The sequence below is a fragment of the Pseudonocardia wallangbongensis genome (assembly GCF_054486945.1).
On the sequence record NZ_JBRERS010000002.1, the window covers coordinates 581,814 to 604,842 of the forward strand.

Genomic DNA, 23,029 nt, shown 5'->3' on the forward strand with positions numbered 1-23,029 from the left:
TCAGGCGACCGACAGGACGACGAGTGTCTGGTTGTGGAAACCGATCACCCCCTGTTTGCGGGCGATCTCCCCGTGCGTGAAGAAGCCGGCCACCGGCGCTCCACCGGAGCACTTCACGATCTCGTCGATCTCCACCCGGACCCCTTCGTCGCCGAGCACGGGACGCCTGCCGACGCACTCGAACGCGAGCACTCCGAGCGGCGGGTTGCCCTCGAGTGCTTCGAGGGCATCGGCGCACGCCGCGGTGCCGGCCCAGCGGACCGACTCGACGTCGCCTTCCATGAGCCAGACGAGCGCTGCCTGGGGCACCTCCGCGATGCACGCGAGGGACCGGTCTCCGAAGTCGCCGCCCGCGATGAACCGGATCTCCTCCTCTCCCGCGCGCTGGCCGAGCCCGAGCGGGTGCACCAGCGCGAGCCGGGCGAGCTCTTCCTGGTCGGTGTGAGCTTCGGCCGGAGCGCCGAGGCGCTCCAGGTACACGTCGAGCGCCGGCTCCCCGTTGAGCGTGTGGACCCGGTTGCCGCCGCTCTCCGTCACGAGCATCGGCTCGCCGACCCGGCGCCATCCGTGGCGCACGCCGATGCCGAGCGGAGCGTCGGACCCGATCCCGGCCGCGACCACCGAGTCGGTCAGCACCTGGTCGCCGTGCAGCTGGGATGTCCGCGCCATCCGCACGTCGCCCGCGCACCCGCCCACTAGCGGCACGCCCGCCCCGAGCACCCGGTAGACGCCGCGCAGGATCTCCCGCTGGTCGCCCGCGAGGCCGTCGGTGAGCAGCAGCAGGACGCGGTGCGGTCGCTCGTCGATCCCGGCGAGGCAACGCGCCGCCGAGGCGCCGGCCGCGCGGAGGTCGTCCGACGCCGGGCCGGCCGCGGCCGTGCCGATCGAGAACCCGTCGCCGCCCAGCGCCGTGACGACGACGCTCCGCAGCCCGGGGCCGCTCGACGTGATCTCGGCGGACGTGGAGCACCCGATCAGGGGAACTCCGCCGGACCGCTCGTTGATCTGCCGCAGCACCACGGGCAGGTCGAGCAGCTCGGAGCAGAAGACGATCAGCAGCTTCGCGTCGGCGTGCAGGAGTGCGCAGTCAGCCGCCCGAGCTCCCGGCTCCGGCTCGGTTCCTCCGGCCTGTCCGACTCCGAGCCAACGCTGCGCGCCCATGGTCACCCCGGTTCGAGGAATCCCACAACGCTACTCACGCGCACAATGCGCCACCCGAGCGAAGAACCGGTGTTCTCCCCGCGGTGCAGTGGGTGGCGCCGTCGCGGTGTCCCGGCGGTGCCGCTAGCGTGGCGCACTCGCCACCTTCTGCATCGATGGAGAGGTCACCACCCATGCGCGTCGGCGTGCTCACCGGGGGCGGGGACTGCCCCGGCCTGAACGCGGTCATCCGGGCGATCGTCCGCAAGGGCGTGCCGGAGTACGGGTACTCGTTCCTCGGCTTCCGCGACGGCTGGCGCGGCCCGCTCGAGGCGCTCACCCGGCCGCTGGACATCCCCGCCGTGCGCGGGCTGCTGCCCCGCGGCGGCACGATCCTCGGCTCGTCGCGCACCAACCCGTTCGCCGTGGAGGGCGGGGTCGAGAAGATCCGCCGCAACCTGCAGAACCTCGGCGTCGACGCCCTCATCGTGATCGGCGGCGAGGACACCCTCGGCGTCGCCACCAAGCTCCACGAGACGGGCGTCAACGTCGTCGGCGTGCCCAAGACGATCGACAACGACCTCAACGGCACCGACTACACCTTCGGCTTCGACACCGCCGTCAACATCGCGACCGAGGCGATCGACCGGCTGCACACCACCGCGGAGTCGCACCACCGCGCGCTGATCGTCGAGGTGATGGGGCGGCACGCCGGCTGGATCGCGCTGCACTCCGGCATGGCGGGCGGCGCCAACGCGATCCTCATCCCGGAGGTGCGTTTCGACCTCGACCAGGTCTGCAAGTGGGTCGAGGCGCGGTTCCAGCTCGACTACGCGCCGATCATCGTCGTCGCCGAGGGCGCCATGCCCAAGGAGGGCGAGGAGGTGCTGCAGGGCGGCGAGACGGACGCGTTCGGGCACGTCCGGCTCGGTGGCATCGGCGACTGGCTCGCCCACCGGATCGAGGAGCGCACCGGCAAGGAAGCCCGCACCACGGTGCTCGGGCACGTCCAGCGCGGCGGCACCCCCACCGCCCGCGACCGCTGGCTCGCCACCCGATTCGGCCTCCACGCGATCGATGCCGTGCACGCGGGCAAGTGGGGCCACATGACCGCGTTGCGCGGCACCGACGTCGTCACCGTGCCGCTCGCCGAGGCCACCAAGGAGCTCAAGGTCGTCGACCCGAGCCTGTACGCCGAGGCCGAGGTCTTCTTCGGCTGACCGCCCCGCGCGGTCAGGCCGCGAGCGGAGCCGGCGTCGTCTTGAGGGTGGGGGCGGTACCGGACCGCAGGCGCCGGGCCGTCCCGGCGACCGAGCCGATCGTCGTGCCGATGCCGAGGCTCACCGCGAGGGCGAGGAGCGGGTCGCCTGCGAACGTAGCGCCGCCGAGGAAGCCCAGCATCGCGACGTACGCGGCCGACATGGTGGCCCCGAGCGCGCTGTAGCCGACGTACCGCCGGACCGGGAACCGGCTCGCGCCGGCGGCCAGCGCCGCCACCGTCCGACCGGCCGGGATGTAGCGGGCGGTGAGCAGGATGAGCCCGCCCCGCGTCGTCAACGTGCGCTCGGTGCGGGTGAACAGGTCGGCCCGCGGCGTGCCGGGCGCGATCCTGCCGCGCACCGCGGCCCCGAACCCCCGGCCGACGAGGAAGGTCGCGAGCTCGCCGACGAACGAGCCCAGCGAGGCCGCCGCGATCACGGCGACCAGGCTCTGGTGACCCGCTGCCGCGCCCACTCCGGCCGCGATGATGAGCGCCTCGCTCGGCACCATCGGCACCAGGGCGTCGACGACGGCGAGCCCGACGATCACCAGCAGCAGCCACTGGGAGGTCAGGGCACCGTCGAGGAGCAGCCGCAGTCCATCGATCACCGGACCAGGCTATTGACCGCCCGGTCGGCACCGCATCGGTCGAAAGGACCCGGCTGCCCCGATTTCGTCTCAGGGACTTCCCTTAAGTGAAGGTCTCTAGACGATGCCCTGCCGCGTAGCGGTGTAGACGATCTCGGTGCGTCGCCGTACGTCGAGCTTGTCGCGCAGGTTCCGCACGTGGAACTTGACGGTGGCCTCGCTGATCACGAGCCGCCTGCCGATCTCGCGGTTGGACATGCCGACGGCCAACAGCCGCAGCACCTGGTTCTCCCGCTCGGTCAGCATCGCGCCGCCGAGCCCGCGCACGGGTGGGCGGTCCTCGTCGCGCAGCACGTCCATGACGACGGAGCCGGTCGGGCCCCCGGCGTCGAACACGCTCTCGCCGCGCAGCAACGTGTGCACGGCGCGGACGATGTCGGCGGTGTCGGCGCCCTTGCGCACGTAGCCGTGTACGCCGAGGCGCACGGTCCGCATCATGACGTCCCGGTCGCGGCAGCCGGTGAGCACGAGCACCCGCACCCCGCGATGGCGTTCCAGCAGCATGCGGGCCAGTTCCACGCCCGCGGCGTCGCCGCGGCCGAGCGCGACGTCGAGGATCACCAGGTCGGGTGGACATCGGTCGGCGATCACGAGCGCGTCCCGGGGCGTGGCGGCTTCCCCGATCACGGACACGTTCGGGTCGGGGGCGAACAGCTGGCGCAGCCCGAAGCGGACGATGGCCTCGTCGTCCACGACGAGGATGCGAGCAGTTCGCCGTACGGTGGTGCTCGGAGCGGTACTCACCGGGTCGAGCAGGGCGTGGTGGTCGAGCAGGGCGTCAGCGGTCATCGGGCTCCCTCCCCTGGCGCTTGGTCGGGTGGGAGAAGGCTAGGGATCCACACGTTGCCTGGACGTTGCACGCGCAACGTCTGGCGCGCTTGCTGCCCGAGCCGCCCTGGGTGATGATGGCCGGGTCCTGGGGCGATGACGCTCGGAGTGCTGATGACTACCGATGGCATGTTCGACCCCACGGCCCATGCGCACCGGCTGCAGCAGGTGTTCGAGGCCGTGCTGGCCGGTGACCCCGTCCCCGGCTCACCTCGCACGCTCGTGTCCGAGTCGTGGCAGCGCAGCCTCGCCGCTCACGTCGACCCGGACCGGCGCACGCCGCCCGTCGTCCTCGGCGAGTCGGAGATCCCCCAGCTGCGAGCGGCCCACCCGCTCAACGCGGTGATGCCCCTGCTGCGCAGCACGCTCGTGAGCATCGCCGACGAGGCCATGCACGTCATGCTCGTCACCGACGCCGACGGCACCATCCTCTGGCGCGAGGGCGCCACCGCCGTCCTCAGCTCGGCCGACGAGGTGGGTCTCACCCCGGGTACCCGGTGGACGGAGGACGCCATCGGCACCAACGCGATGGGCACCACGCTCGCCGTCGACGCGCCGGTGACGATCCACTCCGCCGAGCACCTGGTGCGCACCTACCACGCGTGGACGTGCGCCGCCGCCCCCGTGCACGACCCGGACACGGGCACGATCCTCGGCGCCATCGACATCAGCGGCCCGCTGCACACGGTGCACCCGGCGATGAAGCAGCTGGTGATGGCCACCGCCCAGCTCGCCGAGCACCAACTGCGGGTGCGCCTCGCCATCGAGGACGAGCGGCTGCGCCTGCGCAACATGCCCCACCTCGCCAGCCTCCGCGGGCAGGCGGGCGCGCTGATCACGGCGAGCGGCCGGATCATCGCGGGCGAGCCGTACGGCCTGTGGCCGGAGCGCGTGGCCCTGCACCCCGGTGCCGACCGGGTGGCGCTCGACGACGGCCGCGAGATGGTCGTGGAGCAGCTCGCCGAGGGCTACCTGCTGCGCGCGCCGCAGCCCAGCAGCCCCGCTCCGCCGCGCTCCGCGCTGTCGCTGCGCTTCACCGGCGAGGGCGCGCCGACCGCCATCCTCGACGGCCGGTCCGTCCCGCTGACGCTGCGCCCCGCCGAGCTGCTCACCGCGCTCGCCCTGCACCCCGACGGGCTCACTGCGGAGCAGCTCGCCCTGCTCCTCTACGGCGAGGAGGGCAACCCCACCACGGTGCGCGGCGAGGTCCTGCGGTTGCGCGGGCTCATCGGTACCGACGTGCTGCGCACCCGCCCGTACCGCCTCGCGGCCACGGTCGACACCGACTTCCAGGCGGCGCGCCGCGCGATCCGCGCGCACCGCTGCGCCGACGCCCTGCGTTCCTGCGCAGGCCCGCTGCTGCCGCGCTCGGACGCCCCCGCGATCCGGGAGCTGCGCGCCGAGCTGGAGGCCGGGCTGCGCGGCATCGTGCTGGAGAGCGAGGACGTGGACCTGCTCGTCGAGTTCGCCGGCCATCCCCTCGGCCGCGACGACCTCGAGGTCCACGACCGCCTCCTGGCGCTGCTACCCCCGTCCGACCCCCGGCGCGGGCCGGTCTCGGCCCGCCGGATGCACCTGCTCTTCTGAGGCCCCGGCGCCGAACCTCCGCTCGCACACCAACTTCGTGGCTCGCACACCAACTGCAGTTGGTGCGTGAGCGTCAGAGTTGGTGTGTGGGCCCCGGCCGGCGGCCGCTCACTCCACCGTGACGCTCTTGGCCAGGTTGCGGGGCTTGTCGACGTCCCGGTCCAGGGCGACTGCGGCGTGGTAGGCGAGGACCTGCAGCGGGATCGACAGCAGGATCGGGTCCAGCTCCGGCTCGGCGCGGGGCACGACGATGGTGCGGTCGGCGAGGTCGGAGGGCAGTTCCCGGTGCGCCACCGCGATCACCGGGCCCTTGCGCGCCTTGATCTCCGAGAGCGTCGAGGTGTTCTTGTCGAGCAGGTCGTCGTCCGGGACGATCGCGACGGTCGGCATCTCCGGGCTGATCAGCGCGAGCGGACCGTGCTTCAGCTCGGCCGACGGGTACGCCTCCGCGTGGACGTAGCTGATCTCCTTCAGCTTCTGCGCGCCCTCGCGGGCCACCGGCCAGCCGCGGCGGCGGCCGACGAACATCACGCTGTGGCTCTTCGCGATGTCCTTGGCGACCTCGGCGAGCGCGTCCGACTGCTCCAGGATCTGCGCGATCTGGTCCGGCAGCGCGTTCAGCCCCGCGATGATCCGCCTGCCCTGCTCGGGCGAGAGGTCGCGGATGCGGCCCAGGTGGAGGGCGAGCAGCGCGAACGCCGCCACCGTCGAGGTGAACGACTTCGTGGCGGCCACCGACATCTCCGGGCCGGCGTGCAGGTAGATGCCGCCGTCGACCTGGCGGGCGATCGTCGAGCCGACCACGTTGACGATGCCGATCACGCGGCCGCCCTTGCGCTGCAGCTCCTGCACCGCGGCGAGCGTGTCGATGGTCTCGCCGGACTGGCTGACCGCGACGTACAGCGTGTCCGGCTCGACCACCGGGTTGCGGTAGCGGAACTCCGACGCCGGCTCGGAGCTCGCGGGCACGCGGGCGAGGTCCTCGATCAGCTGCGCGCCGAGCTCCCCGGCGTAGCAGGCCGTGCCGCAGCCGAGGATCTTCACCCGCCGGAACTCCCGCGCCTCGCGGACCGTCATGTTGAGCCCGCCGAGGTGCGCGGTGGCGAAGCGCTCGTCGATGCGGCCCTTCAGCGCCCGCTCGACGGTTCGCGGCTGCTCCCGGATCTCCTTCGCCAGGAAGTGCGCGTGGTCGCCGATCTCGGCGCCCACCACGTCCCAGTCGATCGTGGACGGGCTCTTCGCCACGGCGCGGTCGTCGAGCGTGTAGGTCCGGTAGCCGCTCGCCGTGATCGTCGCCAGCTCACCGTCGTCGAGGTACACGACCTGGCGGGTGTAGCCGATCAGCGCCGCGACGTCCGACGCCACGAACATCTCCCGCTCACCGACGCCGAGCAGCACCGGGCTGCCGTTGCGGGCCACGACGATCCGGTCCGGGTGCTCGGCGTCCAGCACCGCGAGGCCGTAGGCCCCGACCACCTGCCGCAAGGCCTGGCGGACCGCCTGCTCCAGGTCGTCGGCGCCGGCGGCGAACGCTGCGGCCACGAGGTGCGCGACCGTCTCGGTGTCGGTCTGCGACGTGAACTCCACGCCGTCGGCCGCCAGCTTCGCGCGCAGCTCGTCGGCGTTCTCGATGATCCCGTTGTGGACCACCGCGATCCGACCCGCCGCGTCCGTCTGCGGGTGGGCGTTGGCCTCGGTCGGCTCACCGTGCGTGGCCCAGCGGGTGTGCCCGATTCCCGGCGCACCCTTGAAACGCGCGGGCAGGTCCGCGGCCAGCTCGGCGACCCGCCCGCTCACCTTCCGGACCTTCAGCCCGCTGCGCCCGCGCACCGCGAGGCCGGCGCTGTCGTACCCGCGGTACTCCAGGCGCCCCAGCCCCTCCAGGAGGATCGGGGCGGCGTCCTGGGGTCCGACGTATCCGACGATGCCGCACATAGAAGTCCCTTCACCCGTAGACCATCCGCCGCAGCTGGCGCGTGGACAGCGCAGGCGGGGCCACCCGCCGCGCCGCCAGCTCCGCGTCCAGCACCGCGAATATCTGCTCGTTCGTGAGCCCGCGACGTTTCAGCTCCGCGTGCCTGCGCCGGACGAACTCCGGTAGCTGCTCGGAGAAGTAGCCGAGAACCTCGGCCACCACACGTGCCGCCTCCCCCGCGTCGAGCGGGGTGCTGCGGACCAGGTGCGCGATGAGGTCGTCGTACGGTCCGGCGGGCACGAGAGGAGATGGTGCCCCACGGGGACGGGAAACCCAAAGTTCCTGCCCGGAATCGGGCAGGATTCGCCGGAACGGGGGCCCGGCTACGGAGCGCGATCAGCGGCCGAAGGCCTGGGAGCGGAACCACTCGATCTCGGCCACCATCTCCCCGGCGCTGAGCGGCAGGATGCTCTGCGGGATCATGACGGGTGGCAACCCGAACATCGGGTTGAGCCGTGCCGCCCAGCGCCCGACCGGGTTCAGCCGGGCGCGGTACGCCGCCGGGTCGACCAGATCGATCCCGACCCACCGCTGCCACCTGAAGACGCGCACGCCGCAGCCGGTGATCTCGGACCACGGGATCCAGCCGCCACCCGCTGCCGACGCGCTGCCGTGGATCCCCAGGCGATCGATCACCAGCACCGGCCTGGGTGCGGCCAGCCGCCAGATCCCGCACCCTCCGCAGGCGGCGAAGAACACGATGCCGAGCGCACCTTTGATGGCGGTCAACCCGCCTTCGGACACCATGAAGGCCGCGCCGATCACGAACGCCAGAGAGCCGACAGACATCAGCGCGAGCTTGGCGCGGCTGGGGAAGACGACGACCCGCTCGTCACCGCTGCCGGGGCGCCCGAATCGTTGGATGCTCATGCCGACTCACGACCGGCGGCGCGGGCCCCATCGTTGGGACCGAGTGACGCGCGTCACGCAGCGGGTTCCATCTCGCCGGCCTGCCACAGCCGCGCGTAGTGCCCGCCCACGGCGAGCAGCTCGGTGTGCGAGCCCACCTCGACGATCCGGCCGCCGTCGAGCACCACGATCCGGTCGGCGCGCGCCGCCGTGCCCAACCGGTGGGCCACGACGAACGCCGTGCGGCGGGAGGTGACGCGGTCGCCCGCGGCGTGCACCGCCGCCTCGGTGGCCGGGTCGAGCGCCGCCGTGGCCTCGTCGAACAGCAGCACGTCGGGGTCGGCGAGCTCGGCGCGGGCGAGCGCGATGAGCTGGCGCTGCCCCGCGGACAGGCCCTGCCCGCGCTCGCCGACCGGGTGCCGGAACCCGCCGGGCAGCCCGCGCACCAGCTCCAGCGCGCCGACGGCCCGCGCCGCGGCCTCGATCTCGGCCGGGCTCGCGTCGGGACGCGCGTAGGCGATGTTGGCGGCGACGTCGCCGGTGAACAGGTGCGGCTCCTGCGGCACGATCCCCAGGCGGTGCCGGTACGCGGCCAGCGGGTAGCGCCGGACGTCCACCCCGTCGACGAGCACCCCGCCCGTGCCGGCGTCGTAGAACCGGGCGAGCAGCTTGACCACCGTGGACTTGCCCGCGCCCGTGGCCCCGACGAGCGCGATCGTCTCGCCGGGCGCGACCCGCAGCGAGACGCCGTCGAGCGCGGGTGCCGCGGCGCCCGCGTAGGTGAAGCCGAGGTCGCGCAGCTCGACCTCGCCGCGCAACCGCTCGGGCACCGGTACCGGGTCGGCCGCAGGCTCCGGGGGCACCGACGTGGGGGTGCGCAGCAGGTCGGCGATGCGCGACAGCCCGATGCGGGCCTGCTGGTAGCCGTCGAAGACCTGCGACAGCTGCTGGACGGGCGCGAAGAACAGCGCGAGGTAGAGCAGGAACGCGGTGAGCACGCCGGGCGTCAGGTCGCCACCGGCCACCCGCGCCGCACCGACGCCGAGCACGGCGGCCGTGGCGACGTCCGACAGCAGGGCGACGAACGGGAAGTACGTCGCGATGTAGCGCTGCGCGCGCAGCCGGGAGCTCCGGTAGGCGGCGCTGCGCTCGCCGAACCTGCTGGCGCTGCGCTCCTCGCGGACGTAGGCCTGCGCGACCCGCACGCCGGTGACGTTCTCCTGGAAGTCGGCGTTGACGATGCTCACCCGCTCCCTCGCCTCCGCGTACGCCGCCGAGGCCACCCGGCGGAACAGGACCGTGGCGACCGCGAGCACCGGCACCACCGCGAGCGCGACGAGCGCCAGCTCCGGATCGGTGGCCAGCAGCGCGACCGCGACACCGCCGATCGTGAGCACGCTGACCACGGCCTGCGCGAGCCCGGTCTGCAGGAACGTCGACAACGCGTCGACGTCGGTGGTCATCCGCGTCATGATGCGGCCGGACAGCTCGCGCTCGAAGTAGTCCAGCCCCAGCCGCTGCAGATGGGCGTAGCTGCGCACGCGCAGCAGGTAGAGCAGGGTCTCGCCGGCCCGCGACGTGACGACGGTCTGCGCGGCCACCACGAGCCACCCCACGACCACCAGCCCGAGCCCCAGCAGCGAGGCCGTGACGAGCACGCCGGGCGCCCCAGCCGTGATGCCGCCGTCGATCGCCAGCCGGGTGATGCCGGGGAGCGCGAGGCTGCCGAGGGCGTCGAGCGCGACCAGAGCGATCCCGAACAGGAGCGGACCGCGCACCGGACGCAGCAGGCGGGCGAGCCGGAACCCGGGATCGGGTGCGGTGGGGTCCTCACCGGGCACGTGGGGCACCTCGGTGGCCGGCGGCAGCGCCTCGACCGCGGCGAGCAGCTCCGGGGTGGGCGCCATGTCGCCCGCGGCGGAGCTCATGCCGCCGCCCCCACGGGCCCCCACCCCGCTCGACGCGGTGGCCGTGCGGGCCGCCGGCACCGCGGCGTCGGCGACCGGCTCCGGCCACAGCTCGCGCGAGTCCCCCGGGTCGGCCGGGTGGGCGCCGCGTTCGGGCACGCCGTCGGGGGCGTCGAGCAGCTCCCGGAACAGCGCGCAGCGCTCCATCAGCTCCGCCTCCGTGCCGACGTCGACGACGCGGCCCGCGTCGAGCACGGCGATCCGGTCGGCGAGGGCGAGGCTCGAGCGGCGGTGCGCGATGAGCAGCGTGGTGCGCCCGGCGGTGAGGGCGCGCAGCGTGTCGTGGATGGCGGCCTCGGTGGCCGTGTCGACCGCCGACGTTGCGTCGTCCAGCACCAGCACGCGCGGGTCGGTGAGCACGGCCCTGGCCAGCGCGATCCGCTGGCGCTGCCCACCCGAGAGCGTGAGGCCGCGCTCGCCGACGAGCGTGTCGTAGCCGTCGGGCAGCATCTCGACGAACCCGTCGACCTGCGCCGCGCGTGCCGCCGCCCGCACGTCCTCGTCGCTCGCGTCCGGGCAGCCGTAGGCGATGTTGGCGCGGATGGTGTCGGAGAAGAGGAACGCCTCCTCGAACACCACGCCGAGCTCGCGACGCAGGTCGGCGAGCCGCAGCTGCGGCAACGGCACCCCGCCGAGCCGCACCTCGCCCCGCTGGGGGTCGTAGAAGCGGGGCAGCAGCAGCGCGACGGTGGACTTGCCCGATCCTGCGGTCCCAACTATTGCAACCGTCTCGCACGGCTCCACGCGCAACGTGACGTCGTCGAGCACGGGGTCGTGGCGCGAGTAGCCGAACGTGACGTCCCGCAGCTCCACCGACAGCGGGCCCTCCGGGAGGGTGGCCGGGGACGCCGGGTCGACGACGTCCGGCCGGGAGTCGATCAGGTCGTGGACGCGCTCCACGCCCGCCCGGGCGAGCTGGGCGCTCACGATCACCGAGCCGAGCAGGCGGGCGGGCCCGACCAGCTGGGCGACGTAGGTGGAGAACGCCAGGAACGTGCCGATGCTGATGGAGTCGTGCAGCGCGAGCCAACCGCCCACGGCGATCACGCCGACCTGCCCGAACGTGGGGAGGGCGAGCAGCGTGGGGTTGAGCCGGGCGGTGAGCCGCGCGGCGCGCATCCGCTCGGCGAACAGGCGTGCGGCACCCCGTTCGAGCCCGGCGGTCTCGCGCGCCTCCTGGCCGAAGCCCTTCACCACCCGGACGCCGGTGACGGTCTCCTCCACGTGCTGGGCGATGTCGGCCGCCCGCTGCTGCGCCGACCACGTGGCCGGGAACAGCTTCGCCCTGGTGCGCAGCGCGATCCAGCCCACGGCGGGTACCACCACGAGCGCGACGACCGTGAGCAGCGGGGAGAGCCACAGCATGGCCGCCACCGAGGCGACGACGAGCACGATCGCGCCGAGCGCGAGCGGCGCCATCGACAGCAGCGACTGCACCAGCTGCAGGTCGGTGATCGCGCGCGACACGACCTGGCCGGTGCGCAGCGCGTCCTGGCGCTCGCCGTCGAGGCGCTGCATGGCGGCGAACACCTGCCGCCGCAGGTCGTGCTGCACGTCGAGGGCGAGGCGGCCGGCGAGGTAGCGCCGCAGGAACGCGGCGCCGAAGCGCACCAGCGCCAGCCCCAGCACCGCCGCGACCACCGGGGCGAGCACCGCTGTGGACCCGGCGACGGCGTCGTCCACGGCGACGCGGGTGAGCAGCGGCCCGATCGCCTCCAGGCTGACCCCGAACACCGACGCCAGCAGTGCCCCCGCCGCCACCGCACGGTGACGAACGCAGGCGTGGACGAGCCGGCGGATCCAGCCGGAGGAGGGAGCATCGGGCACGCCTCCACGTTATGTCGCCGCACCGACACGCGGCCCCGGGTTAGGTCGTCGGTCACGAATCGGTGTCCGGTTCGGACGGATCGGAACACCGCGGTCGGTCTCCGCGCTGCAACGGGCACCTCGTGCGATGCTGACCGCCCGGTCGACGCGCCCAACCGACAGGAGACCCCGGTGCGCTCCAAGATCATCGCAGTAGCCACCGTGCTGCTGGCCGCCCTCGGCATCGCCGGGTGCGGAGGCGGATCCGACGCCGGCACCCTCCGGGTCGGCACCGAGGGCACCTACAGCCCGTTCAGCTTCCAGGGGCCGGACGGCCAGCTCACCGGGTACGACGTCGAGGTCGCGCAGGCCGTCGGGGCGAAGCTCGGCAAGCAGGTCGAGTTCGTGCAGACCCCGTGGGACGCGATCTTCGCCGGGTTGGAGTCCAAGCGCTTCGACCTGGTCGCCAACCAGGTGACGATCAACGACGAGCGCAAGGCGAAGTACGACCTCTCGCAGCCCTACACGGTCTCCGAGGGCGTGATCGTCACCCGCGCCGACAACACCGACATCACCAGCCTGGCCGACCTCAGCGGCAAGACCACCGCGCAGACCGCCACCAGCAACTGGGCCACCGTGGCCCGGGACGCCGGCGCCAACGTGGAGGCGGTGGAGGGCTTCGTGCAGGCCGTCCAGCTGCTGAAGGACGGCCGGGTGGACGCCACGGTCAACGACACGCTCGCGGTCGCCGAGTTCCAGAAGGTGCGGGGCGACGCCGCCGTGAAGATCGCCGGAACCACGGGCGACACGAGCCAGCAGGCGTTCGCTGCCCGCAAGGACAGCGGGCTGATCGCCGACGTCGACCGGGCGCTCGGCGAGCTGCGCGCGGACGGCACGCTGAAGCAGATCTCGGACAAGTACTTCGGCTCCGACGTCAGCGGGCCCTAGTGGACCCAGACACCTGGGACCTGATCTGGCGAAACCTGTGGCCGATGCTGGTTGCCACCGTCACGAAGACGCTGCCGCTGACGGCCATCAGCTTCGTGCTCGGCCTGGTGCTCGCGCTCTTCCTCGCGCTGGCCCGGATCTCCAAGATCCGTCCGCTCTCCCTGCTGGCGCGCGGGTACATCTCCGTCATCCGCGGCACGCCGCTGCTGGTCCAGCTGTTCATCGTGTTCTACGCGTTGCCGCAGCTGAACATCGTGATCGACCCGTTCCCGGCGGCGGTGATCGCCTTCACCCTCAACGTCGGGGGCTACGCGGCCGAGGTGGTCCGCGCGGCCATCCTGAGCCTTCCCAAGGGGCAGTGGGAGGCAGCGCAGACGATCGGGATGGGCTATCCGACGACGCTGCGCCGAATCATCCTGCCGCAGGCTGCGCGCACCGCGGTGCCGCCGCTGTCCAACACGTTGATCTCGCTGGTCAAGGACACGTCGCTGGCCTCGACCATCCTGGTGACCGAGCTGCTGCGGGTCGCGCAGCTGGCGGCGGCGCCGACGTTCGACTTCTTCGCGCTGTACGGGGTGGCGGCGGTCTACTACTGGGTGATCTGCCTGGTCCTGTCGTCCGGGCAGGTCCGGCTCGAGACGAGGCTGGAGAGGTACGTGGCCAGGTGACCGACCTGCTGACGGTCCGCGGCGTCGAGAAGGCGTTCGGCGACCTACGGGTGTTGCACGACGTCTCGTTCGACGTGCCGGCCGGCACGGTGACCGCGGTGATCGGGCCTTCGGGATCGGGCAAGACCACCGTGCTGCGCACGTTGAACGCCCTCGACCACGCCGACTCCGGGGTGATCACGATCGGCGACCTGTCGGTGGACTTCGCCGCCGACGTCGACCGCGCCACCCTCACGCGCTTCCGGTTGCAGAGCGGCATGGTGTTCCAGAGCCACAACCTGTTCCCGCACATGACGGTCCTGCAGAACGTGATCGAGGGCCCGGTGATCGTCCAGAAACGGCCGAAGGACGAGGCCACGGCGGACGCCCGGCGGCTGCTGGAGCAGGTGGGCCTGGCTGAGAAGGCCGACCAGTACCCGTTCCAGCTGTCCGGCGGGCAGCAGCAACGGGTCGGCATCGCCCGGGCGCTCGCACTGGCGCCCAAGCTGATGCTGTTCGACGAGCCGACCTCGGCGCTGGATCCCGAGCTGGTCGGCGACGTGCTGCGGGTGATCAAGGATCTGGCCAACGAGGGCTGGACGATGGTGATCGTCACCCACGAGATCCGGTTCGCCCAGCAGGTGGCCGATCAGGTGCTGTTCCTCGACGGCGGTGTGGTGCTCGAGTCCGGTCCGCCGGAGCGGGTCCTCACCGAGCCGAGAGAGGCCCGCACGAGGCAGTTCCTGGACCGCATCCTCAATCCGATCTGACCGCGCACACCGTGTGGGCTCCGCGCACATGCCGGAGCATGTGTGCCGTCCCGCGCCGGTGTGTGCGGCGCCCGCTGGGGACGGCGGTCAGGTGATGTCGCGGCGGGCGCCTACCAGCCAGCCCACGGCGCCTGCGGCCGCCGTCCAGGCCGCCAGGACGAGCAGGGCCGCGCCCCAGCCCGGTGGGGACGTCACACCGGCGAGCAGCTCGACGAGCTCGGGCCCCGTGGCGGGGCCCGCGATCTCGTACACCGGGATGCCGTAGACCGCCACCTCGCCGGCGTTGCCCGGCAGGTAGGACGACAGGGCGCGGACGGCCTCGGACTCGGCCCCGTCGAGCAGCGCACCCACCAGGAGCTCGCCGATCATGAGGTACAGCAGCAGGGCCACGAGGGCGCTGACCTGGTTGCTCACCGCCGTGCCGAACGCGGCCCCGAGCGCGCCCCACAGCGCCGACACCACGACACCGATCACGACGGTGGCCGCGAGCGCGCCCAGGCCGGGGAACGCGGCACCCGCGTCGGCGACGACGCCGGCGAGCACCCCGGTGACCGCCGCCGCCATGGCGTAGCAGGCCCCGACCCCGCCGCTCACCAGCATCTTCGCCACCAGCACCGGCGCCCGGCCGCGGGTCGTGAGGTAGGTCGTGGTGATCGTGCGGTGGCGGTACTCGCCCGCCGCGGCGGCGACGCCGTGCACGGCGGCGAACACGCTCGTCAGCCCGAGCGCGTAGGCGAGCGATCCCAGCAGCAGCGGCAGCTGCTCGGCCTCGGCGAAGGCCGCGGTGAACACCCCGCCGAAGAGGTTGATCATGCTCGAGAGCAGGGCCACCGGGATCAGCAGCCCCCACCACAGCCTCGTCGACGCGACCTTGCGGAACTCCGCACGGACCGGCGCCCCGATCGCGCCCGGCGTCACCCCGCCCGCCACGGCTCGGCGGTGAGCTGGAAGAACAGCTGCTCCAGCTCCACCCGCTCGTGCACCATCCCGTAGATCGCCACGCCGGCCCCGAGCGCCACGTCCCCGACGTGGACGGGGTCGGTGCCGGCCACCCCCAGCCAGCCGTCGGAGAGGGTGTCGATCTCCAGCACACCCGTGGTGGCGAGCGCCTCCGCCAGCCGGGCGGGATCAGCGCAGCGCACCAGGACGCGGGCGCTGCGCGACCCCTTCAGCTGCTCGAGCGATCCCTGGTAGACGCAGCGGCCGTGGCTGATCACCACGAGGTGGTCGGCGGCCTGCTCCACCTCGGCGAGCAGGTGGGTGGAGATCAGGACGCTTCGTCCCTGTGCGGCGAACGCCCGCAGGAACGCCCGCAGCCACGCGATCCCCTCCGGGTCCAGCCCGTTGCCCGGCTCGTCGAGCACCAGCACCTGCGGATCGCCGAGCAGCGCGACGGCGAGCGCGAGCCGCTGGCGCATGCCGAGCGAGTACTCGCCCACCGGCCGCTCGCCCATGTCCCCGAGCCCGACGGTGCCGAGCGCGTGCTCCACCGCCTCGTCGGGCACCCCGATCGCCGCCGCGCAGGCGAGCAGGTGCGCGCGGGCCGTGCGGACGGGGTGGAAGCCCTGCGCCTCGAGCACGGCCCCGACCGCCCGGGCCGGCCGCGGCAGCTGCCCGAACGGCATGCCGTTGATCCGCGCCTCGCCCGCGGTCGGCGTGACGAGCCCGAGGATCATCCGTAGCGTCGTGGTCTTTCCGGAGCCGTTCGGCCCGAGGAAACCGGTCACGGCGCCCGGCTCCACCGAGAACGTCAGCCCCTCGACGGCCTGCACGGCACCGAACCGCTTGCTCAGCTCGCGAACGGTGATGCGGCCGGTCCGGTCGTCCTCCACCAGGTTGCTGGGTCCGCTCTAGTCGTCGGCCGGGTCGGTGTCGCCTGCCGGCTTGTGGCTGTTGACCGCCTTGCGGTCGGCCGCGGGCTTGGCGTCGGGGGCCGGCTTGGCGTCGGCAGGCTTGCCGTCATCGGCCGACACCACGGGCAGCTCGGGGTCGGTGGACGGCGCGACCTCGGCCGGCGGGCCGTCGATCGCGACGAGGACGGCCTCGGCCCACCCGGCGTGCTCGACGTCGCCGAGCGGGTTCATCGCCCGTCCCTTGCTGCCGGGCCCGAACCTCGGTGGCAGCTCGGCCACGCGCAGCCGGTGCCGCGCGGCCTCCTCGCGCGTGATCGCGTCGAGCGCCGCGGCGGGCCCGCCACGCGCGCCGCGCGCGAACGTGGCGACCACCGCACCCGACGGGAGCGAGGCGAGGAGCTGTCGCAGCGACACGTCGAGGCCGGGGACGTGGCGGGAGATGTCCTCTGCACCGATGATGCAGCTCACCAGGGCCGCGGACTGGTCCCGGGTCAGGTCGATCAGCTCGGGGAGCTGGCGGGCGAGCACGTCGGCCACGCCCGCGCCCGCGCGCGAGAGGTTGACGACGCGCCATGCCTCCCGGTGCCGCAGCCGCTCGTGCACCACGCCGACGTAGCCGGTCTCCCGCCGGGTCGCTCCGATGCCCTGGCTGGCCGAGTCGCCGAGCACGATCCACAGCGGGCCGGTGGCCTGCCTCGCCTCCAGGTTGGCGGCGGCCCAGTCGTCGGCGAAGGCCCTGATCTGCAGCCTGCGGGCGGACGCGCCGGGCAGCACGCCGCCGAGGAAGCGCTCGCCACCCGCCTTCACCCGTCGCGCCGCGGCGCGCATCCGAGGGACCTGCATGGGAGAGCTCATACGGAACTCCGAGGGGTCGTGACTGCCCGCCGGCACGGGGGTTGCACGCGGGTGGGGACCGTCACCGTATCCAGTGGTGTCCGCCCACTGACAGCCGGGGCGCGTGTCGGCGGTCCGGTTCGTCCTGTTCTCGCGAACATCACCCGCCGTTATGCTCCGGTGCCGGTAAGTGTGCCCTGTCTCACAGCCCCGAGACGACGTGGAGGCCTCATGCCCACCCAGCTCCCCGACTACTCCGCGATCCTCTCGCACTGGGCGGAGCAGCGCCCCGACGCTCCGGCCGTCAGCTACGGCCGCACCACCCGCACGTGGGCCGGGCTGGCGCGGCGGGTGCAGCAGAACGCGGCGGCGCAGCGGGCCGCGGGCCTGGTGCCGGGCGACCGGGTCGCCGTGCTCGACCTCAACCACCCGTCGTGCCTAGAGCTGACGCTCGCGTGCGCCCGGGCCGGCACGGTCAACGCGGTGGTGAACTTCCGGCTGGCCCCACCCGAGATCGCGTACGTGATCAACGATGCCGCGGCGCGCGTGCTGTTCGTCGGCCCCGAGTTCGCCGACGCCGTCGAGCAGCTGCTCCCGAAGCTGCCCACGGTGGAGCGGGTGATCCCGGTCGGCGGCCCGGACGACGAGTACGAGGGCTGGCTCGCCGCGGAGGAGCCGGACGGTGACGCGCACGCCGGCGCCCCGGACGACTGCTTCGTGCAGCTGTACACGTCCGGCACCACGGGCTTCCCGAAGGGCGCGATGCTGACCCACCGCGGGATGACGGCGCACGCCCGCAACGTCGCCGCCGACTTCGACATCGACACCGACGCGCGGGTGCAGGTGGCGATGCCGCTCTACCACGTCGGCGGCACCAGCTACTCGCTGCTGGCGCTGTCTCGCGGCGCCCACATCGTGATGCTGCGGATGCCCGATCCCGCGGCCGTCCTGGAGACGCTGGAGACCGGACGGATCACCCACACCTTCCTGGTGCCCGCGCTGATGGCGGCGATGACGCAGGTGCCGGGGGCCGCCGAGCGCGACTTCTCCGCGCTGCAGGCACTCTCGTACGGCGCCTCGCCGATGCCCCTGCCGGTCATGCGGGCGTGCCTCGCGCTCTTCCCGGGCGTGATGCACCAGGTGTACGGGATGACCGAGGCCTGCGGCGTCGTCAGCTCGCTCGGCCCCGAGGACCACGAGAACCCGGCCACGGCCCACCGCCTCGTCTCCGCGGGCACGCCGATCCAGGGCGTCGAGATCGAGGTGCGCGACCCGGCCACCGGCGACCCGGTGCCCACCGGGGCGCCGGGCGAGGTCTGGGTGCGCACCGAACAGATCATGGGCGGCTACTGGAGCAAGCCGGAGGCGACGGCCGCGGCGGTCACCGAGGACGGCTGGCTCCGGACCGGCGACGGCGGCCACCTGGACGCCGACGGCTACCTCTACGTCACCGACCGGATCAAGGACATGATCGTCAGCGGTGGCGAGAACATCTACCCCGCCGAGATCGAGCGCGTGCTGGCCGAGCACCCCACCGTCGACGACGTCGCGGTCATCGGGGTCCCGGACGTCAGGTGGGGCGAGGTGCCGAAGGCGGTGGTGGTCGCGGCGCCGGGCGCCACCGTCGACCCGGACGCCCTCGTCGCGCACTGCCGCGAGCACCTGGCGGCGTTCAAATGCCCGAAGAGCGTGGACGTGGTGGCGGAGCTGCCCCGCAACCTCACGGGCAAGGTCCTCAAGAAGCAGCTGCGCGAGCCGTACTGGCAGGGCCGGGAGCGGACGATCGTGTGAGCGTCAGAACCCGAAGGCCGTGATCGTCGGCAGGGTGCCATCGCCCAGGGCGTCGAGCACGTACCGCTCGTGCGGCACCACCGGCTCCGGCAACGCGGTGAGCCGGTACCAGCCCAGGCCGGCCGCCTTGGCCGCCTCCAGCAGCCGCGGCTCGCCCGTCCAGCGGCGGCAGGCGAAGAAGAAGTCGACGCGCTCGTCGATCGGGTCGCCGTTGGCGTGGGTGCGGTGCATCGTGGTGAGCGGCTCGAGATCGACCGGCTCGATCTTCACGCCGATCTCCTCCGCCGCCTCCCGGCAGGCGGCCGCGAACACCGACTCGTCGGCCTCGACGTGCCCGGCCGCCGCGGCGGCCCAGTGCCCGTCCCGATATCCGGTGCCCTGGCGCAGTTGCAGCAGCACCTCGGCCTCGCGGCCGGTTCCGCGGAGGAGGAGCACGTAGGCGGCCGGGACGACGCGGAACCTCACACGGGCACCCTAGGCTGCGGCCGTGGTCAACACCCATTACGAGACGATCAGCACTCCGGACGGCGACTTCGAGGCGTTCTGCGCGCTGCCCGGGACCTCCCCGGCCCCGGCGGTCCTGGTCTTCCAGGAGGTCTTCGGGATCAACGACAACATCCGCGGGCTGGCCCGGCAGCTCGCCGAGGCGGGCTACCTGGCGCTCGCCCCGGACGTGTTCTGGCGGACCGCGCCACGCTTCGAACGCAAGGACGAGTCCGGCCTCACCGAGGGCATGGCCCACCTCCAGCAGCTGGACTTCGACGGCCTGGTACCCGCCGACCTCACCGCCACCCTCGCGCACGTCCTGGCGATGCCGCAGTGCAACGGCCGGGTTGGTGGTGTCGGGTTCTGCCTCGGCGGCACCCTCGCCTACCTGTTCGCGGCCACGGCGCGGGTCGACGGGCGCGGGCCGGACGTGGCGGTGTCCTACTACGGCTCCGGCGTCGACCGGATGCTGGACAAGGCCGAGCACGTCGAGTGCCCGGTGCTGTTCCACTACGGCGCCCAGGACCAGTTCATCCCGGAGGAGCAGATCGACGCGGTGGAGCATGCGTTCGCCGGGCGGAGCGACGTCGTCCTGCACCGCTACGCCGCCGGCCACGCCTTCTCCAACTGGGACGCCCCGACGTTCTACGACGAGCAGGCGGCCCGCACGGCGTGGCCCCGCACCCTGGACTTCCTGGCCGAACACCTGAAGCCCTGACACTTCGGTGGGTCAGGCCGAGTGGGGGCCGAAGAGCCCCGGCGTCCAGGCCGCCGCCCTCGGGCGGGAGGCCCACCACAGGCGGGCGTAGAGGCGCAGGACCGGCGACGGGCGGGACCGCCGGGCGCAGCTGCGGGCCAGGCGGTGGGCCGCCGCGGCGGCCTCCAGCTCCCGGCGACGCGCCTGCACGATGTGCATCTCGTGGGCGAACGGGTGCACGGCTCACCCCTCGTCGTGCGCGGGCCGGGGCAGGTACTGGGCGAGGAAGAGCCGCACCGCACGGGAGCCGGGCGGCCGGAGCGAGGGGTCCTCGAGGCGGCCGTCGTAGCGGGCCCAGACGGCCGCGACGTCGCGCGAGAGCTCCGCGAACTCGTCGGCGGTGAGCCAGGTGATGGTGGCGCGGTTGCGCGCGTGGCGCCGCCACTCCTCCGGCTCCCGGTCCCGCCGCCGGCCGAACTCCTTGATCCGGCCGACCTCGTAGTCCAGGAAGACATCTGTGAGCGCCTCGGCCGCCAGCGCCCCCTCGGGCCCCAGGTCGGTGGCCTCCCAGCTCTGGTCGTACTTGACAAGCTTCCAGGGCCGCTCGCGGCCGGTGCCCCCGCCGGCCTGCTCGACGAAACCGTATTTGGCCAGCATGTTCAGGTGGTACGAGCAGCTGGCCACGCTCTCCCCCGTGAAGTCGGCGCAGCGCGTGGCGGTGGCCGTGCGCTCGAGGCCGAGCAGCTCGATCAGCTTCCACCGGGTGGGGTGCGACAGCGCGCGGAGCGCCTTCGGGTCGGTGATCCGTTCGGGCAGCTGCTCGGTCACGCATCACAACATATCTTTAGCAAGCTTCCTTTCGCAAGAAACCTTGCTCATCCTTACTTGACTCGTCGGTAACATCTCCGGCCATGCTGCTGTCGACCCAACTCCAGTACAGCGAGGACCCCGCCCGATCCGCCGAGTCGGTGCTCGCGATGGAGCAGGCGGGCCTGGACGTCGTGTGGGTCGCGGAGGCGTACAGCTTCGACGCGGTCTCGCTCATGGGGTACCTCGCCGCGCGCACCGAGCGCGTGCAGATCGGCTCCGGGATCCTGCCGATCTACAGCCGGACCCCCACCCTCACCGCGATGACCGCCGCCGGGCTCGACGCGCTGTCGGGCGGCCGCGCGATCCTCGGGCTGGGCGCCTCCGGGCCACAGGTGATCGAGGGCTTCCACGGCGTGCCCTACGACAAGCCGGTGGCGCGCACGCGCGAGATCATCGAGATCTGCCGGAAGGTCTGGCGGCGGGAGCGGCTCACCAACGAGGGCCTCTACCCGATCCCGCTGCCCGAGGGCCGGGGCACCGGGCTGGGCAAGCCGCTGAAGCTGATCAACCACCCGAAGCGGGCGGACATCCCGATCTGGGTGGCCGCGCTCGGCGACAAGAACGTCGAGATGACGGCCGAGCTCGCGAACGGGTGGCTCCCGCACGTGATGCTCCCGGAGAAGATCCGGGACGTCTTCGGGCCCGCGCTCGACGCCGGACTCGCGAAGCGCGCGCCCGAGCTCGGGCCGCTGCAGATCACCGGCGGCGGGATCCTCGCGGTCGAGGAGGAGATGTTCGAGCCGGCCCGCAAGCTCGCCCGCGGCATGTACGCCCTGTACATCGGGGGCATGGGAGCGCGCGGGCGCAACTTCTACAACACGGTCTTCGCCCGCCAGGGCTACGCCGACGCGGCACGGCTCGTGCAGGACCTCTACCTCGACGGCCGCAAGGAGGAGGCCGCCGCCGCGCTGCCCGACGACTTCATCGACAGGGTCACGCTGATCGGGCCCCCGTCGTACGTCCGGGAGCGGATCGGCGTGCTGGGCGCGGCGGGCGTCACGCACCTGCACGTCAGCCCGGCGAGTGCGGACGTCCCCAAGCTGCTCACGCAGGTGAAGGAGTGGATCAGCTAGGTCGACGCGATCACGCACGGTGACTGAGTCACACTCTGTTGTCGACCGTCGCCGAGAGCAGGGAGCGCCGTGATCGAGCCCGCCATCGCTGTGTCCGACCGACCGATGGCGCCGCACCAGTACCGCTTCGTGGAGACGCACGCGTGGTGGCTCGGCACCTTCGGGCCCCACCAGCACCTCACCGAGCACCGGCTGCGGCAGTGGATCCCCGTGCAGGCCGACCGGGAGTGGGTGCTGGAGCGCGAGCTGACGGGCGCGCAGACCTGGCTCACCGGCTCGGCGGAGGAGGCCCGTGAGGACGGGTTCGACCTCCAGGCCGTCGCCCCCGTCGGCCGCTTCCGCGCCCGCCACGGCGACTTCGACACCGCGCGGGACACCGAGGACGATCTCGGGATCGAGATCGAGACCGTGTTGTGCGCGCCGTCGCGGCCGCCGCGACGCGGGAGCTGGCAGTCCCCCAACCCGGAGTTCCTGCATCGCCTGCCCCGGGACCCGGCCACGCTCCTCGCCCGGCTCCACGAGGACAACCCGGGCAGCTGGTTCGGACCGTTCGCGGCCGCGGTCACGGCGCTGCGCACGGCGCTCGTGCCGGCCGAGCTGCGGGCGGCGTTCTTCCGGGCGCTCTCCGCGCTCCCCGGCGTGAGCTTCACCGACGACGCGCAGAACATCGACGGGCGCACGTGCCTGGCTCTCGTCCACGACGCCGGGCGCACCCGCACCGAACTGCTCCTCGACCCGGCCGACGGCCAGTTCGCGGGCGAGCGCGACACGCTGCGCACCGACTCCCGCGCCGGGCTGAGGGCCGGCACCGTGATCAGCACCACTGCGGTGCGGACCGCGGTCGTCGACGCCGAGGGCGCGCTCCCGGCGGCCTAGGAGCGCGCCCCGTCCACGCAACCGGTCGACGGGGTGGGTCCCTCCACCCTGGCTGCGCGCGTCAGGCCCCAGGCTTGATCAGCCGATGGGTGCGCCCGCGGCCGCATGTGGCCGTTCCCGCACC

The 23,029-nt window shown here is 73.0% G+C and carries 22 protein-coding genes; 9 read left to right on the forward strand and 13 right to left on the reverse strand.

Annotation, left to right across the window (positions count from 1 at the left end):
• The gene (locus ACU436_RS09045; RefSeq protein ID WP_459023527.1) at positions 1-1,161 is read right to left on the reverse strand and encodes an FIST signal transduction protein; all 1,161 of its coding nucleotides are present in this window, start codon (positions 1,159-1,161) and stop codon (positions 1-3) included.
• 173 nt (positions 1,162-1,334) lie between these two features.
• On the opposite strand from ACU436_RS09045, the gene ACU436_RS09050 reads away from it, so the two are divergent.
• Positions 1,335-2,360, forward strand: a complete 1,026-nt coding sequence (locus ACU436_RS09050; RefSeq protein WP_459023528.1) for a 6-phosphofructokinase — start codon at positions 1,335-1,337, stop codon at positions 2,358-2,360.
• A gap of 13 nt (positions 2,361-2,373) precedes the next feature.
• Here ACU436_RS09050 and ACU436_RS09055 read toward each other — a convergent pair whose 3' ends face one another.
• Positions 2,374-3,009: a DedA family protein gene (locus ACU436_RS09055; protein ID WP_459023529.1), complete on the reverse strand. Its 636-nt coding sequence runs from the start codon at positions 3,007-3,009 to the stop codon at positions 2,374-2,376.
• A 96-nt stretch (positions 3,010-3,105) separates the two neighbouring features.
• On the reverse strand, positions 3,106-3,837 hold the full coding sequence (locus ACU436_RS09060) for a LuxR C-terminal-related transcriptional regulator (RefSeq protein ID WP_459023531.1): 732 nt from the start codon (positions 3,835-3,837) through the stop codon (positions 3,106-3,108).
• 153 nt (positions 3,838-3,990) lie between these two features.
• On the opposite strand from ACU436_RS09060, the gene ACU436_RS09065 reads away from it, so the two are divergent.
• Entirely contained in the window at positions 3,991-5,463 is a 1,473-nt protein-coding gene (locus ACU436_RS09065; RefSeq protein WP_459023533.1) for a helix-turn-helix domain-containing protein, read from the forward strand.
• A gap of 108 nt (positions 5,464-5,571) precedes the next feature.
• Here ACU436_RS09065 and glmS read toward each other — a convergent pair whose 3' ends face one another.
• The 4 genes from glmS to ACU436_RS09085 all read right to left on the reverse strand — a co-directional run bounded on the left by glmS (position 5,572) and on the right by ACU436_RS09085 (position 12,081).
• Positions 5,572-7,398, reverse strand: coding sequence for a glutamine--fructose-6-phosphate transaminase (isomerizing) (gene glmS, locus ACU436_RS09070; RefSeq protein WP_459023535.1), 1,827 nt, complete (start codon positions 7,396-7,398; stop codon positions 5,572-5,574).
• A 10-nt stretch (positions 7,399-7,408) separates the two neighbouring features.
• On the reverse strand, positions 7,409-7,678 hold the full coding sequence (locus ACU436_RS09075) for a hypothetical protein (protein WP_459023537.1): 270 nt from the start codon (positions 7,676-7,678) through the stop codon (positions 7,409-7,411).
• 96 nt (positions 7,679-7,774) lie between these two features.
• Complete coding sequence (locus ACU436_RS09080) at positions 7,775-8,308, reverse strand: STM3941 family protein (RefSeq protein WP_459023538.1); 534 nt, start codon at positions 8,306-8,308, stop codon at positions 7,775-7,777.
• A 53-nt stretch (positions 8,309-8,361) separates the two neighbouring features.
• A complete protein-coding gene (locus ACU436_RS09085) occupies positions 8,362-12,081 on the reverse strand; it encodes an ABC transporter ATP-binding protein (RefSeq protein WP_459023540.1) in 3,720 nt (1,239 codons plus the stop codon).
• 171 nt (positions 12,082-12,252) lie between these two features.
• Between ACU436_RS09085 and ACU436_RS09090 the strand changes: the two genes are divergently transcribed.
• Genes ACU436_RS09090 through ACU436_RS09100 form a run of 3 tightly spaced genes read left to right on the forward strand, consistent with a single transcriptional unit; the run spans position 12,253 to position 14,425 of the window.
• Positions 12,253-13,008: an amino acid ABC transporter substrate-binding protein gene (locus ACU436_RS09090; RefSeq protein ID WP_459023542.1), complete on the forward strand. Its 756-nt coding sequence runs from the start codon at positions 12,253-12,255 to the stop codon at positions 13,006-13,008.
• Positions 13,009-13,052: 44 nt separating this feature from the next.
• Entirely contained in the window at positions 13,053-13,676 is a 624-nt protein-coding gene (locus tag ACU436_RS09095; protein WP_459023544.1) for an amino acid ABC transporter permease, read from the forward strand.
• The gene (locus ACU436_RS09100) at positions 13,673-14,425 is read left to right on the forward strand and encodes an amino acid ABC transporter ATP-binding protein (protein WP_459023546.1); all 753 of its coding nucleotides are present in this window, start codon (positions 13,673-13,675) and stop codon (positions 14,423-14,425) included. The genes ACU436_RS09095 and ACU436_RS09100 overlap by 4 nt, the downstream gene beginning before the upstream one ends.
• An 87-nt stretch (positions 14,426-14,512) precedes the next feature.
• On the opposite strand, the gene ACU436_RS09105 is transcribed toward ACU436_RS09100, so the two are convergent.
• Genes ACU436_RS09105 through ACU436_RS09115 form a run of 3 tightly spaced genes read right to left on the reverse strand, consistent with a single transcriptional unit; the run spans position 14,513 to position 17,121 of the window.
• The gene (locus ACU436_RS09105; protein ID WP_459023548.1) at positions 14,513-15,355 is read right to left on the reverse strand and encodes a hypothetical protein; all 843 of its coding nucleotides are present in this window, start codon (positions 15,353-15,355) and stop codon (positions 14,513-14,515) included.
• A complete protein-coding gene (locus tag ACU436_RS09110) occupies positions 15,340-16,257 on the reverse strand; it encodes an ABC transporter ATP-binding protein (RefSeq protein WP_459023550.1) in 918 nt (305 codons plus the stop codon). Before ACU436_RS09110 ends, ACU436_RS09105 begins: the two co-directional genes overlap by 16 nt.
• Positions 16,258-16,275: 18 nt before the next feature.
• A complete protein-coding gene (locus ACU436_RS09115; RefSeq protein WP_459023552.1) occupies positions 16,276-17,121 on the reverse strand; it encodes an SGNH/GDSL hydrolase family protein in 846 nt (281 codons plus the stop codon).
• Positions 17,122-17,343: 222 nt separating this feature from the next.
• Here ACU436_RS09115 and ACU436_RS09120 point away from each other — a divergent pair, with 222 nt between their 5' ends.
• Positions 17,344-18,903 carry a long-chain-fatty-acid--CoA ligase gene (locus tag ACU436_RS09120; protein ID WP_459023554.1) on the forward strand — a complete coding sequence of 520 codons (1,560 nt, stop codon included), beginning with the start codon at positions 17,344-17,346 and terminating at the stop codon, positions 18,901-18,903.
• Between the two features lie 3 nt (positions 18,904-18,906).
• Here the strand turns inward: ACU436_RS09120 and ACU436_RS09125 are convergent, their stop codons facing one another.
• Positions 18,907-19,368: an NUDIX domain-containing protein gene (locus ACU436_RS09125; protein WP_459023556.1), complete on the reverse strand. Its 462-nt coding sequence runs from the start codon at positions 19,366-19,368 to the stop codon at positions 18,907-18,909.
• A gap of 22 nt (positions 19,369-19,390) precedes the next feature.
• Here ACU436_RS09125 and ACU436_RS09130 point away from each other — a divergent pair, with 22 nt between their 5' ends.
• On the forward strand, positions 19,391-20,107 hold the full coding sequence (locus ACU436_RS09130; protein WP_459023558.1) for a dienelactone hydrolase family protein: 717 nt from the start codon (positions 19,391-19,393) through the stop codon (positions 20,105-20,107).
• Positions 20,108-20,119: 12 nt separating this feature from the next.
• On the opposite strand, the gene ACU436_RS09135 is transcribed toward ACU436_RS09130, so the two are convergent.
• Both ACU436_RS09135 and ACU436_RS09140 read right to left on the reverse strand, forming a co-directional pair.
• The gene (locus ACU436_RS09135; RefSeq protein ID WP_459023560.1) at positions 20,120-20,326 is read right to left on the reverse strand and encodes a hypothetical protein; all 207 of its coding nucleotides are present in this window, start codon (positions 20,324-20,326) and stop codon (positions 20,120-20,122) included.
• Between the two features lie 3 nt (positions 20,327-20,329).
• Positions 20,330-20,914 carry a helix-turn-helix domain-containing protein gene (locus ACU436_RS09140; protein WP_459023562.1) on the reverse strand — a complete coding sequence of 195 codons (585 nt, stop codon included), beginning with the start codon at positions 20,912-20,914 and terminating at the stop codon, positions 20,330-20,332.
• Between the two features lie 83 nt (positions 20,915-20,997).
• On the opposite strand from ACU436_RS09140, the gene ACU436_RS09145 reads away from it, so the two are divergent.
• Entirely contained in the window at positions 20,998-22,029 is a 1,032-nt protein-coding gene (locus ACU436_RS09145) for an LLM class F420-dependent oxidoreductase (RefSeq protein ID WP_459023564.1), read from the forward strand.
• A gap of 69 nt (positions 22,030-22,098) precedes the next feature.
• Positions 22,099-22,905, forward strand: a complete 807-nt coding sequence (locus ACU436_RS09150) for a hypothetical protein (protein ID WP_459023566.1) — start codon at positions 22,099-22,101, stop codon at positions 22,903-22,905.
• The last annotated feature ends 124 nt before the right edge of the window (positions 22,906-23,029 follow it).

What these genes read in the sequence shown, in the direction of transcription:
- ACU436_RS09045 (WP_459023527.1), bottom strand. Translation starts at nt 1,161, where the DNA reads ATGGGCGCGCAGCGTTGGCTCGGAGTCGGACAGGCCGGAGGAACCGAG.
- ACU436_RS09050 (WP_459023528.1), top strand. Translation starts at nt 1,335, where the DNA reads ATGCGCGTCGGCGTGCTCACCGGGGGCGGGGACTGCCCCGGCCTGAAC.
- ACU436_RS09060 (WP_459023531.1), bottom strand. Translation starts at nt 3,837, where the DNA reads ATGACCGCTGACGCCCTGCTCGACCACCACGCCCTGCTCGACCCGGTG.
- ACU436_RS09065 (WP_459023533.1), top strand. Translation starts at nt 3,991, where the DNA reads ATGACTACCGATGGCATGTTCGACCCCACGGCCCATGCGCACCGGCTG.
- glmS (WP_459023535.1), bottom strand. Translation starts at nt 7,398, where the DNA reads ATGTGCGGCATCGTCGGATACGTCGGACCCCAGGACGCCGCCCCGATC.
- ACU436_RS09080 (WP_459023538.1), bottom strand. Translation starts at nt 8,308, where the DNA reads ATGAGCATCCAACGATTCGGGCGCCCCGGCAGCGGTGACGAGCGGGTC.
- ACU436_RS09095 (WP_459023544.1), top strand. Translation starts at nt 13,053, where the DNA reads ATGCTGGTTGCCACCGTCACGAAGACGCTGCCGCTGACGGCCATCAGC.
- ACU436_RS09115 (WP_459023552.1), bottom strand. Translation starts at nt 17,121, where the DNA reads ATGCAGGTCCCTCGGATGCGCGCCGCGGCGCGACGGGTGAAGGCGGGT.
- ACU436_RS09120 (WP_459023554.1), top strand. Translation starts at nt 17,344, where the DNA reads ATGCCCACCCAGCTCCCCGACTACTCCGCGATCCTCTCGCACTGGGCG.
- ACU436_RS09145 (WP_459023564.1), top strand. Translation starts at nt 20,998, where the DNA reads ATGCTGCTGTCGACCCAACTCCAGTACAGCGAGGACCCCGCCCGATCC.